Genomic DNA, 14381 nt, shown 5'->3' with positions numbered 1-14381 from the left:
ATAAGTATGTAATATGAACGGAGTATGAACCTGTGGTACATGGTTAGGTGTCATACAAGCACAAAAGTAGGCAGTAATATCGTAATAAGGATGTATGCCACAATGGTTAATGTCAGCATAAGTAGCTTCCAGCCTGACACGGTATGGATACGTCTATGGCTACGCGGATTGTAATGCCGTTTAACGGAAATGCCGATCACGAGCAGCGGAGCTGCATAAGTGGGCAGCATTTCCCAGCGGATGCCTTCGATTACCATTTGCAGTGCAGTTAATAGAAGGGCAATGCTGACAGATCCTTTTATAAATGGACGATTGCTTGTTCCTCCGATGACGACTAAGGCGACCAGTAGTATGTTGTACACAGCAAGCACCGTTTCTAAATTTCGCATGTATATGGCCCCCATAAACCAAGTCTCGTGCCAAGTATACACATGAAAAATGAACGCATGATGAACGCATGGATTGGAAAATAACACAAGTTTGAGTTACAATATTTTCTATATCATAGGAGGGATGCTGCACGTGGACATTCGAGAGATTCCGTTCAATATGAACTTTGAATTTGACCATCAATTAAGAGAGTTGCCTGTCGATTTGGATGCTATGAAACGAGGGATTGCCTTTCTTAAACTACAATTCGAGCTTGTCGCAGATGGGAAAACGGCCGGGTTGATCGGTGTCTATTCCCGCATCGTACGAGATTTAGAGGATGCTGAGTATTATTTGCGCATGGCGGTGCAGTTTCATGAGCAGGCAGGCAACGATTCTGGAATCGTAGCGAATCAGATTAGACTGGCCAATGCTCTACACTGGGCCGATCAATTCGATGAGGCGGATCAATTACTCTTACAAACGTTGGACAAAGTACAGCAAGAGGAGTCTTTACAGGGCTATGAGGATTTTGTGTGTCAGCATTTAGGGAAAAGTAAGTTCGATCAACGTAAATATAGCGAAGCTTTAACGTGGTTCGAACAGGCGTTAGCCATTCGTCGGCAAAAAGGAAACGATGAACTGATACAATCTTCCGAAAATAGCATTCGGGTGACACGTTTGAAATATATTACAGAATGAGGGCGATGTGAGCCAATTGCCAAACGGTAATCTGACATTGAAGATGGAAGCGGTCGTTGCGCAGCAATATAACATTGTAACAGGTGATTTACAATTGCTAGGCGGATATTATAAGCAAGTTTACGAGACTTCAGATGCTTGCTTTGTTGTGAAAGGGTATAACGAAGAACGCGACAATCGGCAGCAAGTCGAGTCTGAAATGGACTGGGTCGCTTATTTACACGACCATGATTGTTGTGTGGCATCGCCCCTCCGTTCTGCTTCAGGGCAATGGACGGCTTCGCTGGATGCGGAAACATTTATTACGGTCAGTACGAAATGGAACGGAACAGCAATTGACTCAACGGAACAAGCGATTTGGAACGACCAGCTGTTTAAAAAATGGGGCAAAACGATGGGGAGCTTGCATCGGTTAGCTGGAAGTTATCAGGCGAAACAACCAGCTTCAATCCGGGATTGGAGCGAGGAGCCTGTCATTGGATTGGCAGGGAGCAACGATCATGGATCTAATAAAGTAGCTGGAAAATGGGCAGAAGCGGTAGCCGAATTGCAAGCATGGCCAAAGGATCGCTCCCAGTTTGGACTCATTCATCACGATATGCATCATGGAAATATACTAGTGGACGGAGAGCAGCTTGCGGTACTTGATTTTGGTGATTTGATTTATCATTGGTTTGCATATGATGTAGCAATTGCGGTGCACGCTGCCGCGGTTACGGTAGATGCATCACCATTTGGAGCTAGAACGCAATTTGCACGCCGCTTTTTGGGCGCTTTTTTGGAAGGATACGAGCAGGAGCATCCATTTTCGGCTGAGCAAAGGGCGCAGCTTCCTTTTTTGCTATGGTATCGCCAGCTTTATTCTTATATGTATCATACGACACATCGCTCGATGGACGGCTGGAGTGAGCAAGAACGTCACCTTTTACATGTCATGAAAGAGCGGATTGAACAGGGTGTAAGAGCGGTGGAATTGTAATCTTCGTTGACAATCAGTAGACATATGATAAAATTACATAAATTCATATCGAAATTATCGGATTTATAATAAAATATCCGACTAGCAAGCTACAGGTCTCCCTGCACGGTGCGTATACAACCATCGCTCATGTGAGGCCTTTTATACAACATCAGAGGGGGATGGGTATGTCAAGATTGTTGGAGCATGGAATTGATTCGTCTGAATGGGAAGCGATAAAAGCACAAGTTATTGCATGGAGAAGGTATTTGCATCAGCATCCAGAGCTGAGCTTTCACGAGGTGGAGACGGCGCAATTCGTTGAAGATACGTTGCGGACATTTGGTAATCTTGACGTATATCGTCCTACCGCAACGAGTGTCGTTGCACGGCTAGTTGGGCCATTTCCCGGAAAAGTGCTGGCCATGCGTGCCGATATGGATGCACTGCCGATTCAGGAGGAAAATGAGTTTGAATTTACGTCTACACGGCCTGGTGTGATGCATGCTTGCGGTCATGACGGCCATACGGCTGTACTGCTGGGCGTTGCCCAGATCTTGTCGAAGTGGCAGCATCGTCTGCATGGCGAAGTGCGCTTTTTGTTCCAGCATGCGGAGGAGCTTGCACCTGGCGGAGCGCAAGAAATGGTGGATGCCGGTGTTATGGACGGTGTGGACTGGGTCGTTGGTGCGCACTTGGCAGCATTGATGGAAACAGGCAAGATCGGCATCGTATACGGAGCGATGCAAGCTTCACCAGACGGATTTAACATCACGGTGAAAGGCAAGGGCGGGCACGCTGCGGCGCCACATCAAACGATAGATCCGATTGCGATCGGGGCGCAAATCGTTACGAATTTGCAGCATATTGTGTCCCGCAGTACGGATCCGCTCGATCGGATCGTTGTGTCCGTCACGCAGTTTCATGCGGGTACGACGCACAATGTGATTCCAAGTACCGCGGAGCTTACGGGAACGGTGCGCACGTTTAATCCGGAGCTGCGCCAAGCGATGCCGGAGAAATTCCATCGGTTGCTGCGCGGCATAACGGAGGCGCATGGAGCGGAATACGAACTACGCTACTCCTTCGGATATCGACCTGTCATTAACAATGATGAGACGACGAAAATCGTTGAAGATGCAGCTATCGAGCTGTTCGGCAGCGAACAGGTCATTCGCCATAATCCGTCGATGGGTGCGGAGGATTTCTCGGCATTTTTGGAGCGTGCACCGGGAACGTTCTTTAATATCGGCGCAGGGAACAAAGAGCAGGGCATTATTTACCCGCATCATCATCCACGATTTACGATTGACGAGGATTCACTAGGCAATGGTGTGAGGCTGTTTATTCATATAGCGGATAAGTTTCTCCGCTGGTCGTAATGGAGGCTGCGAATGACAAATGAGGAGCAAGTCGAACTTGAAGGGGACCGTTTTCCAGGACGCACGTACGCTGAAGTGGTGCTGGCTCCAGCATACGTACAGGCGCAAGCAGAGCTGCTAGAGCCCATGATGGCAATCAATCGGGCGCAGCTTGTGATGCTGCACGAGCAGCGGCTTATTACGGAAGCTGACGCTCGTTGTATCGCGCGTGGGTTGATGTTGCTTGATACGCAAAGCTTGCGCAAGGAGCCTTATACGGGACAGTTTGAGGATTTGTTCTTTCATGTTGAGCATGCGTTGTCTGAGTTCGTAGGGGACGCTGCGTACCATTTACATATTGGACGCAGCCGCAACGATATGGGCATTGCGATGTACCGGATGGTGCTGCGGGAAAAGGTGACTTCGACGCTGCGCGCGGCACTGTTCGTACAGCGTCGGCTTATTGATTTTGCCAAGCAGCACACGGACACGATCATGCTGGGGTATACACATACCCAGCAAGCTCAGCCTACGACGATGGCGCATTATGTGGCAGCGGTTATCGACTCGCTGGAGCGCGATATCGTGCGGCTGCGTGCAGCGTTTGCGAATTGTAATCGCAGCAGCATGGGCGCTGCGGCCTTGACGACTTCCGGCTTTGCGCTCAACCGAGAGCGCATGGCCGAGCTGCTTGGCTTTGATGGCATCATCGAGAATGCGTATGATGCCGTCAGCGGAGCAGATTATGTCGGCGAGGTGGCGACTGCTGTCCAGTTGGCTGCGCTGAATTTGGGCAGATTCGTGCAGGAGCTGCTGCTCTGGTGCACGCAGGAGTTCGCGGCCATTCGCGTCGCGGACCCTTATGTCCAAGTGAGCTCGATTATGCCGCAGAAGCGTAATCCGGTATCGATTGAGCATATGCGATCCTTGTTGTCGCGCTGCGCAGGCAACGCGCAAACGGTGCTGACGATGCTGCACAATACCCCGTTTGGCGACATCGTGGATACCGAAGATGATATGCAACCCTATGCATGGAAATGTTTAAGCACGTTGGAGCAGGTGTATCGGTTGCTCGGTTGGGTTGTGTCTTCGCTTACCGTGAACCGTGAGAAATTGCTTGCAAGAGCGGAGAGTAGCTTTGCAACTGTTACGGAGCTTGCAGATACGATTGTGCGCAAGGAGGGGCTGTCTTTCCGCACGGCGCATACGATTGTTAGCCGTGTTGTGCAGCAGGCCGCACGTAGTGACGGGCATGCGCCACAGGGTGCGAATAGCGGCGAGCATGTCGACGGACAAGTGCAGCATATTACGATTCGCTTGCTCAACGAAGCGGCGCAAGATCTGATTGGCCGCCCGCTGGCGCTAAGCGAGGCTGAGGTAATCGAAGCGTTGCAGCCCGCGCGTTTTATTGCCGTGCGCGCGCTGATTGGTGGGCCGAACAAGGATGAAATGACGCGCGCGCTGGCAGAGCAGACAACACGGCTCGCTAATTCGGAACGATGGCTTAATGAAACACAGAACCAATTCGTTCAAGCTCTGGAAGCCGGGCGACAGCTTGTTGGAAAATGGGCGGAATAATTGCACGTTGTTGTTACTCCATAGCGAGAGTAAGAATAGAGTAGAAGCATACCTATTAGGGGGCACAGCTAGAACTTACGTGCGCAAGTTGATGCCCATCTTTTTCAAAAAAAGGGATTTACAGCAGTGTTGCTACGATGCTATAATGCCTCTAATCATTAAAATCGACTAAAAACATCGGAATAATTGTTGAAACCATTTTCGACATGCAGCTAGAGATGCGGACCTTCTTCCCCTAAAGAATAACCCGCATCTCTTTTTTTATTCAGACAGCAGGAGGGGAGTGCGAAATGTTTTCAACGGATTTTCAGGTGTTTGATATTCATGCCCATTTGCCGTATAAACAGCTTTTTTTGATGAGACATGAAACGATTACACAAGCCAATGCGGAACGCGCCGAACGAATGCGGCTGACGTGGAATTTTCCGCATCAGGAGGTTGATGAAGAAGCGACGAAGCGCCCTATAATTGAGCGGTGGGCGGACGAGTTGGAGCGCCATGGCATCGGAGGGTTGAACTTTTTAACGGCATATGGAAATGATGATTTGGCTCAACAAATAAGCAAATATCCGTCCAAGTTTACGGGCTTTGCTCATCATGATATCGAACAGCCTGACGCCGCGGTAGAGCTGCAAAGGGCGATAGATGTCCTCGGGTTAAAAGGGTATAAGCTGTTCGGCCCGCTTATACAGCGGCCGCTGCATGACCCATCTTTGAAAGCGGTGTGGCGTGTGTTGGCGGAGCGCCGTCTGCCTGTCTTGATCCATTTTGGCTTATTAGGCCACACAGGTGGCATTGTGCAACATTTGAACATAAACCCGTTGTCTATTTTTAATGTGGCACGTGAATACCCCGAAATTCCCATCATCATTCCGCATTTTGGTGCAGGCTACTTTCAAGAGCTACTGCATTTATGCTGGAGCTGCCCCAACATTTATATTGACACTTCTGGCTCCAATCAATGGATGCGCTGGACACCTTACGAGCTTACGTTAGAAATGCTATTTCGCAAAAGCGCCGAACTAATCGGCCCAGAGCGCATTTTGTTTGGTACGGATTCAAGTGGTTTTCCACGCGGTTTTGTGCATCGTTATTTGCAAGAGCAAGTGCGTGTATGTCGGGAACTGCGGTTTAGCGAGCATCAAATTGAACTCATTTTCGGAAATAATGCGCGTAGATTGCTTGGGTTGAATGGACAGCTGATTGGACAGGAGAAGTAGATTTTTGAGGTGAAAAAGGGGGGCTTAGCAATGAAAAAAATATTGTGCAAAACGGAGGATGTGCCTACAAAGTTCGTGAAATTTGTCTGGGTTGCATGGTTGTCCGTGCTTCTCATCGTACTTACCGTACTCGGCGGATGCTCAGGTAGCGGAACGGGAGGCGGAGTAGGAGTAGGCGGTTCAAAGGGTGCCGGAGACGCTGGAGGTTTGGCAGCGAACGGCAAACCGAAAGTAACGATCGACTATTGGCAGTATCAGTTTCCGGCTAAGGTCGAGCTGATGAACAAGCTGATTGCGCAGTTTCAAGCGCGACATCCGCATATAACAGTGAAGCAAACGAATTTTCCGTACGATCAATTTAACGAAAAGGTTGCTGCACTTATTCCTGCTGGCAAAGGCCCCGATATGATCAATTTGTATTACGGCTGGCTGCCTAAATATGTGGCTTCAGGCTATTTACAGCCGCTTCCAGCACAGTCTTTTTCGGTAGAGCAGGTGGAAAAAGAGTTCTTTCCGTTCGTATCTTCAGCGAAGCTGAACGGGAACTATTATGCGCTTCCTACGGCTGTGCGCACATTGGCGTTATTTTATAACACGGATCTGTTTAAGCAAGCGAAGCTTGATCCGAAGCAGCCGCCAGCGACTTGGGCTGAACTGGTCGATACCGCTAAAAAATTGACCGTTAAGGATACCAATGGTCAATTCGTCATTGAAGGCTTTGCGTGGCAGCCTAATGCGCAGCTGCATCATTGGTATCGCGATGCGCTCGTGCATCAGGCAGGCGGGCAAGATATTAGCGATGATAGACGGCGTGTGTTGTGGGGAGAAACGGAAGCGGGATTGGAAGCTTTTAAATATTTGCTAGATTTCGCAATCGTACACAAAGTCGGTATCAACAATTTTTATACGGATGATATTACCGCATTTAAGACTGGACACGCGGCGATGAATATCGGCGGATCGTTCCATTTGGCGGCTTTGCGTAAAGACGCGCCGAACTTGAAGTTTGCGATTGCTCCCGTGCCTGCTTATAAGGAGAAAGCGACGCAGGCTTCTTTTTGGGCGAACGCGATTACGAAAAATGCGCAAGGGGCTGAGTTGGAGGCCGCGGCGCTGTTTTTGGAATTTTTGACGAGCAAGGACGTACAGGAGCAGTGGGTGGAAAAAGTCGGGGAGTTACCGGCTAAGAAGGATGTTGCCTTGCAGCAAAAATATGTACAGGATGAAATACTTGGCCCGTTTATTCAGCAGCTTTCTTATGCGAATGCCCACTTTTTTGTAGATGAAAAATTGGAGCGAGACTATTTTATTGAAGCGGTTGATCTCGTGCTGTTAAAGGGTGTTCCCTATGAGGAAGCGTTCAAGCAGTTAGTGGAGAAGACGCAAAAATTGTACGACGATTATTGGGCGAAGCAGGATAAGAAGAAATAGTGTGCGAGCGAAAGTTTCCCGCCTCTTGATAGTAGGAGGAAAGGATGGAACGAGATGAATCCATGGTTTAGCGTGAAAAAGCAAAAATACGTGTTTATTTACAGCTGTTTGCTCATCCCGCTATTGTTTTTTGCAGCGATTCGGCTGTTGCCGATGTTATATTCCTTTTATGTGGGCTTCCATGAGTGGGATTTGTTATCGTCAGAGCAGACACTGGTCGGAATGGACAATTATACTGCGTTGTTCAAGGATGATGTGTTTGTACAATCGCTAAGCAATACAGCGGTATATGTGTTGGTCGGCGTACCTGGGCAAATGGCGCTTGGGCTGACTATAGCGCTGCTGCTACATCGAATTATTCGTTGGCGGACTTTGTTCCGCACGATCTATTTTATCCCGTTTGTAACGAGCGTCGTCGCGGTCAGTTGGGTGTTTCGCTGGATGCTGATGCCGAATGGCATCGTTAACCATATGCTCATCAGCATCGGTGTAGATCCGCAGCTGCTCCTCGGTTCACCGACGCAGGCGATTTATCTCGTCATCGCGGCTATGATTTGGCAGGGCATCGGGTTTCAGATGCTCATTTTTTTAACCGGATTGCAGCAGATTCCGCGGATGTATGTCGATGCTGCGTCCATAGACGGCGCGAATGCATGGCAGCGGTTTGTCCATATTTCACTGCCGTTATTACGGCCGGTGCTCGTATTTTCGGTCATTATTGGCAGCATCGACTATTTGCAGTCGTTCACACAAGTCATGAATATGACGACGGGCGGGCCACTCAATTCAACGATCTCGGTCGTGCTGTACATTTACGAGCTTGCTTTCAAACAGTTTAATTTGGGGCTGGCGTCAGCAGCAACGGTCATTTTATTCGGTTTTATTTTGCTGCTGTCATTGCTACAACTGAAACTCTTAAATCGCAAAATGGACTACTAAAGCGGAGGGGGCACTTTGCGATGGTAAAATACGCTGCGCGTGGTGATCGTTCGATAGTTGAAGAGACGCGTCCAGTTGCGGTAATTGGCTCACGGATACTGACGTGGCTGAACTATGTGATGTTAACAGGCGGCGCAGTGGTCATGTTGTTTCCTTTTGTGTGGATGATCGCGACTTCTCTTAAGTATACAGAGGATACGTTTACGTTACAGCTGATTCCGAGCCGCGTTACATGGCAGCACTATGTGGATTTATTCGGCAGTACCGCATTTGGCAATTGGGCGCTAAACAGCTTTATTGTGGCGGCAATTACAACGGTGAGTGTGAGCTTTTTTGGAACGTTGGTCGGTTATATTTTGGCAAAATTTACGTTTGCGGGTAAGGCCTTTATTTTTACTGTCATCTTAAGCACATTAATGATTCCGACGGAAATGCTTATTATCCCGTGGTACTTCATGTCTGCACAGCTTGGTTGGGTAGATTCGTACTGGGGAGTCTTATTTCCAGGCGTCATTTCGGCATTTGGCATTTTTATGATGAAACAATTTATGGATTCGGTTCCACAAGATTTATTGGATGCGGCACGGATAGATGGGATGGGGGAATGGGGTATTTTTCAACGTGTGGTGCTGCCATTAGTACGGCCCGCGATTGCTACGTTGTGCATTTTAACGTTTCTCGGTAACTGGAACAGTTTTATTTGGCCGCTCATCATTATTCAGTCCCCCGAATTGCTGACGATTCCGGTAGGGCTTGCTTTTTTATCAAGTGAGCTAAAAGATAGTAGCAGTTGGGTGTTGATTATGACGGGTGCTGCTGTGTCGGTGCTGCCGTTAATTGCGGTGTTTCTCGTGTTCCAAAAGCAAATTGTGCGTGGCATTGCGATGACGGGGATGAAGTGAGACAGTCACCCTTAAACCTTCATCGTAGCATTGATTCTTATGGCACCCGCCGCTAACGAGCCTCACAGAGCTTATTTCGCCCATATTCATCGATGTTGATTTCTAACGGTTATCAGAAAGCTTATTTGACATATTGGATGCAATTTCAGCTAATTTCATTAGAATAAGCGCTACCTGAACCGTTACAGTTTAAAATTGCGTCTATCTCTAGGAATAACGACGATTGTGACCGTTAGAGGTAAAAGATAAGCGATAAGGTGCACTCCATAGCCAAAGTACGATTGCCATGCATCGGTGTCAGGTGCGCTCCACTCTACAAAACCATTGATCTCTCTTGGATACTCCTTTTGTTTGCTTCGGGCATATAGCGTTACTATTAGCTTCTATGATTTACATACAAGGTCGGATGACATACATAAATGCTGGCACGATTTCGACGCGCAGCATGAGAAAACAGTGTACGTTCTGCGCCATTGAATACTAGATTGAGGGAGTGGTAAAGTCCATAAAAAAATCTAGGGCCATGTATGTTGTAACAGAGAGAAATACTCCTTAAATCAATACTTCCGTACAGGCACAAATAGGCCGATGCCCACATACAATGTATCACAGTGCGCAGCAAGGACGTCGTGATACATCAGGAGGTGGCATGGCATGACCGGATTGTTCGCGGCGATTGCCTTGTTCATCAAGCAATTGTCGCTCCTAGTGTCTTATGTGAAGAACAACGCTTTTCCACAACCATTGGCCGAAGAAGATGAAATGAAACATCTGCTTCTTATGGCGGAGGGCAATGACCAGTCGCGCAATACGCTCATCGAACATAATCTCCGACTGGTGGCACACATCGTTAAGAAGTTTGACAACACCGGAGAAGGTCTGGAAGACCTCATCTCCATCGGCACGATCGGCTTAATTAAAGCGATCGAGAGCTTTCAGCCGAACAAAGGCACGAAGCTTGCCACTTTTGCTGCTCGTTGTATTGAGAATGAAATTTTGATGCATCTCCGATCATTGAAGAAGACGCGCAAAGATGTATCGCTTCATGACCCAATCGGGACGGACAAAGAAGGGAATGAAATTACGTTAATTGATATTCTTGGGACCGAAGGCGATGAAGTCGTTGATAAGGTGCAGCTCAAAATTGAAAAGAGTAAAATTTATCGCAACTTAGATATATTGGACGAACGCGAGCAGGAGGTCATTCGCGGACGTTTTGGATTGGACGGAAGCGGGGAGGAGCGAACACAGCGCGAAATCGCGCGTGAACTCGGCATTTCCCGCAGCTATGTCTCTCGGATAGAGAAGCGAGCCTTAATGAAGCTGTATCACGAATTTTACAAAAATAAAGGACATATTTAAACGTCAATTATGCGAAATTGCATGTTGCAATTGACGCTAGAGCCGGTGGGGATCATTTTGATCTCTCACCGGCTTGTCCTTTGTTCAGATAGAAAAATGTGACATATCCTTTCACCAGAAACGGTTCTCATAATTCCGACAATATCAACAGATACTGTTAACGAATGAGTCCAGCCAATCGCTATGGCTGAGGAGGTGTGCACATGGCGTCATCCGCCAAATCTAACTCAAAATCTAAAAATAAATCGAATACAAAGCAGTCGAAGCAAAAATTACAATCCCAAGCGCAATCCCAAGCGCAGTCGCAATCTGGAACGAAGTCTGGTTCACAATCGCAATCCGGACAACAACCGCAGACGCCGTCATGGCAGACCGGTAAGCTGACGATGTCCGAGCAAGAATACAAACAGTTGGCACAAAAGAAAGAGCCTCCGCGTTCTGTATTCACGAACTGTTGGCGAGCTTTTCTTGTTGGGGGCACCATTTGTTTGATCGGACAAGGCATCCAACAACTGTTTATCACCTACTTCAAAATGAATAAAGAACAAGCTGGAAACCCGACCGTGGTCGTCCTCGTTTTGTTGTCCGTTATTTTGACCTCTTGTGGGGTGTACGACAAAATCGCACAATGGGCAGGAGCAGGTTCGGCTGTCCCTGTAACGGGTTTTGCTAACTCGATGTGTTCGGCGGCTTTAGAGCATCGCAGCGAAGGATTAGTACTCGGTGTAGGGGGCAATATGTTCAAGATGGCGGGTTCGGTCATCGTATTCGGAACGGTGGCAGCGTTTGTTGTCGCGATCGTCTATTTAATTTTTGGCATACCGATTAAGCATTAACGCAGCATGAAAGAAGCATGAAGTAAGCATGAACGAATTATGAACGATGACATTTAGGCCTATCGCATCTTCATGACAGCGCAGCATTTGCGCGACAAGCGACAACATAGGTAGGAGGCGCATTCATGCATGTAGGGAAGCAGACTTGGCGGTTCTCGAATAAGCCTGTCATTATTAGCACAGCGACTGTCGTTGGTCCCGATGAAGGCCAAGGGCCGCTGGCAGATGATTTTGATTTCGTGCACGATGACTTGGATATGCAGGAAAAAAGCTGGGAAAAAGCCGAACGCAAACTGCTGGAGCAGGCGACACAGCTCGCAGTGGTGAACGGCAACATTACGCAAGATGATCTCGACTATTTTGTCGGTGGCGACTTAATGAACCAAATCATTAGCAACTCCTTTGCAGCGCGTGCGCTCGGCGTGCCGTACATCGGTGTATTCGGGGCGTGCTCCACATCGATGCAGTCGCTCGCCATCGCCTCGTTGCTCGTAGATTCCGGTAACGCCAAACATGTAATGGCTGGGACGTGCAGCCATAACTGTACGGCGGAGAAGCAGTTTCGCTATCCGACCGAGTATGGATCCCAGAAGCCCCCAACGGCACAATTTACCGTTACAGGTGCTGGCGCGGCTATCGTGGCGAAGAATGGCCAAGGTCCGCGTGTAATTGCCGCAACGATCGGCAAAATCGTCGATCTGGGCATCAAAGACCCGTTTAATATGGGGGCAGCGATGGCTCCGGCGGCGGTTGATACGATCGTCACGCATTTGGCTGACCTCAATCGCAAGCCAGAAGATTACGATTTAATCGTCACTGGCGACTTAGCCAGCGTAGGATTCGGTATTGCCAACGACTTGTTTAAAAAAGCCGGCGTGCCGATGGACAAAGCGAATTATAACGATTGTGGGCTCATGATTTTTGATCTCGTTAAACAAGCTGTTCAGGCTGGTGGAAGTGGGTGCGGATGCTCCGCAGTCGTCACGTACGGGCATATTTTGAAAAAGATGAAAAAAGGTGAGCTGAAACGCGTACTTATCGCGGCAACAGGTGCTTTATTGTCCCCGCTTTCCTTTCAGCAGGGAGAAACGATTCCGTGTATTGCACATGCCGTCACGCTTGAAATGGAGGGGTAACCGATGATTTTTTTCTGGGCATTTGTTATTGGCGGTCTAATCTGCGTTATCGGTCAACTCATGTTTGACGTTGCGAAGCTGACACCTGCGCATACGATGACGATTCTCGTGGTGGCTGGTGCGATCATTGATGGTTTAGGATGGTACGAGCCGCTCATCAACTTTGCTGGCGCTGGTGCTACCGTGCCGATTACGAGTTTCGGCAACTCGCTCGTGCACGGCGCGATTAAAGATTTGCAGTCTGACGGCTGGATTGGTGCCGTAACTGGTATTTTTAAGACGACGAGCGCAGGTATTTCTGCGGCGATCGTATTTTCCTTTTTGGCGGCGCTGTTTATTAGACCGAAAGGGTAATGACGATCTCGTTGCTCGCTGTGGTTGTACAAGTAGATCACGCTCAAGGTGTCCAGCTATTACCGAGACTTCAACAAAGAATTCGACCAAGACTTCGACCAAGACTTCGACCAAGACTTCATCCAAGCCACGCGGAGGGAGTCTTGGTTTTTTACTTTTAATGTAAAATGAATCACGCGTGTACCTCCTACCTGTAATGGTGTAAAATGAGAAAATGTAAGCGCATATTTTGCCACTCATTTTGCACATCTATGTCCTAGGAGGTCGTTGAAATGCCATCCACATCTTCTGAATTACTTGGAGTCATGAAGCAAATGAAATCGGCCTTGGATCAATGCATCCTCGGAAAAACGAAAGAAATTGACCTGCTGCTTACTGCATTGCTGGCAGGGGGTCACGTCCTCATCGAAGATGTGCCTGGAACAGGCAAGACTCAACTCGTAAAATCACTCGCCCGCACAATGAACGGACTTTTTCGCAGAGTCCAATGCAACCCAGATATTTTGCCCACAGATATTACAGGCATGTTTGTGTTTCATCCCAAAGAACAGCAGTTTGTGTATCGATCTGGGCCGGTAATGACCAACATCCTACTCGTTGACGAAATTAATCGGGCCACGACGAAGACGCAATCCGCACTATTGGAAGCCATGGAAGAACATCATATAACCGTTGACGGAGAGACGTTCGATCTCCCGTCCCCATTTGTTCTGTTCGCAACCCAAAATCCGATCGAATTCGAGGGCACCTTTCCTCTCCCAGAAGCACAACTTGACCGCTTCATGCTCAAAATACATCTAGGATACCCCGACGAGCAATTAGAGCGTTTGATGCTAGCACGCCATGTCGAAGGCCAGCCTTCTGACCGCGTGCAGGCTGTTGCCAATATTACAACGATTAAGGACATGCAGGCGGAAGTGAAAGCTGTCCATATGGACGAAGCGATCGGCGGCTATATCGTTGACATCGTGCGTGCAACCCGCACGCATCCGCACGTTATCCTTGGCGCAAGCCCACGCGCATCTGTTGCGCTTATGCAGGCTGCAAAGGCCCGTGCTTGGCTGCAAGGACGAAACTATGTAACACCGGATGATGTGAAGGAGTTGGCTCCTTATGTGCTCGCGCACAGGCTGGCGTTAGCGATGGAAATGAAGATGGAGGGTGTATCGGCGACACAAGTTGTCATGCAATCCATTGAACGCGTGAAAGTGCCTGTACGCTTGGGGGTATAGC

General features: G+C 48.5%; 14 protein-coding genes. 13 read left to right on the top strand and 1 reads right to left on the bottom strand.

Annotated features, from left to right (window positions below; translation table 11 throughout):
* Nucleotides 1-50 precede the first annotated feature (50 nt).
* A complete protein-coding gene (locus KIK04_RS03650) occupies nt 51-389 on the bottom strand; it encodes a hypothetical protein (RefSeq protein ID WP_232276974.1) in 339 nt (112 codons plus the stop codon).
* Between the two features lie 133 nt (nt 390-522).
* Here KIK04_RS03650 and KIK04_RS03645 point away from each other — a divergent pair, with 133 nt between their 5' ends.
* From KIK04_RS03645 to KIK04_RS03585, 13 genes are all read left to right on the top strand, one after another.
* Entirely contained in the window at nt 523-1071 is a 549-nt protein-coding gene (locus KIK04_RS03645) for a tetratricopeptide repeat protein (RefSeq protein ID WP_232276973.1), read from the top strand.
* A gap of 7 nt (nt 1072-1078) precedes the next feature.
* Nucleotides 1079-2050 carry a phosphotransferase enzyme family protein gene (locus KIK04_RS03640; RefSeq protein ID WP_232276972.1) on the top strand — a complete coding sequence of 324 codons (972 nt, stop codon included), beginning with the start codon at nt 1079-1081 and terminating at the stop codon, nt 2048-2050.
* 167 nt (nt 2051-2217) lie between these two features.
* Complete coding sequence (locus KIK04_RS03635) at nt 2218-3411, top strand: amidohydrolase (protein WP_232276971.1); 1194 nt, start codon at nt 2218-2220, stop codon at nt 3409-3411.
* Nucleotides 3412-3423: 12 nt separating this feature from the next.
* Nucleotides 3424-4968, top strand: coding sequence for an argininosuccinate lyase (gene argH / locus KIK04_RS03630; protein ID WP_232276970.1), 1545 nt, complete (start codon nt 3424-3426; stop codon nt 4966-4968).
* 290 nt (nt 4969-5258) lie between these two features.
* Nucleotides 5259-6188: an amidohydrolase family protein gene (locus KIK04_RS03625; protein ID WP_232276969.1), complete on the top strand. Its 930-nt coding sequence runs from the start codon at nt 5259-5261 to the stop codon at nt 6186-6188.
* Between the two features lie 30 nt (nt 6189-6218).
* Nucleotides 6219-7619 (top strand): sugar ABC transporter substrate-binding protein, encoded by a 1401-nt coding sequence (locus tag KIK04_RS03620; RefSeq protein WP_232276968.1) that lies wholly within the window; start codon nt 6219-6221, stop codon nt 7617-7619.
* 54 nt (nt 7620-7673) lie between these two features.
* Nucleotides 7674-8558: a carbohydrate ABC transporter permease gene (locus KIK04_RS03615; RefSeq protein ID WP_232276967.1), complete on the top strand. Its 885-nt coding sequence runs from the start codon at nt 7674-7676 to the stop codon at nt 8556-8558.
* 20 nt (nt 8559-8578) lie between these two features.
* A complete protein-coding gene (locus KIK04_RS03610; RefSeq protein WP_232276966.1) occupies nt 8579-9460 on the top strand; it encodes a carbohydrate ABC transporter permease in 882 nt (293 codons plus the stop codon).
* A gap of 654 nt (nt 9461-10114) precedes the next feature.
* Nucleotides 10115-10822, top strand: a complete 708-nt coding sequence (sigK, locus tag KIK04_RS03605) for an RNA polymerase sporulation sigma factor SigK (RefSeq protein WP_232276965.1) — start codon at nt 10115-10117, stop codon at nt 10820-10822.
* 386 nt (nt 10823-11208) lie between these two features.
* The gene (gene spoVAC / locus KIK04_RS03600) at nt 11209-11658 is read left to right on the top strand and encodes a stage V sporulation protein AC (protein WP_232278583.1); all 450 of its coding nucleotides are present in this window, start codon (nt 11209-11211) and stop codon (nt 11656-11658) included.
* Nucleotides 11659-11783: 125 nt separating this feature from the next.
* Nucleotides 11784-12794: a stage V sporulation protein AD gene (spoVAD, locus tag KIK04_RS03595; RefSeq protein WP_232276964.1), complete on the top strand. Its 1011-nt coding sequence runs from the start codon at nt 11784-11786 to the stop codon at nt 12792-12794.
* Nucleotides 12795-12797: 3 nt separating this feature from the next.
* Complete coding sequence (gene spoVAE / locus KIK04_RS03590) at nt 12798-13148, top strand: stage V sporulation protein AE (RefSeq protein ID WP_232276963.1); 351 nt, start codon at nt 12798-12800, stop codon at nt 13146-13148.
* Nucleotides 13149-13420: 272 nt separating this feature from the next.
* Nucleotides 13421-14380: an AAA family ATPase gene (locus tag KIK04_RS03585; protein WP_232276962.1), complete on the top strand. Its 960-nt coding sequence runs from the start codon at nt 13421-13423 to the stop codon at nt 14378-14380.
* Nucleotide 14381: the final 1 nt, after the last annotated feature.

The organism is Paenibacillus sp. 481, assembly GCF_021223605.1.
Taxonomy (GTDB): Bacteria; Bacillota; Bacilli; order Paenibacillales; family Paenibacillaceae; genus Paenibacillus_B.
This window is presented reverse-complemented; position numbering and strand designations above follow the sequence as displayed.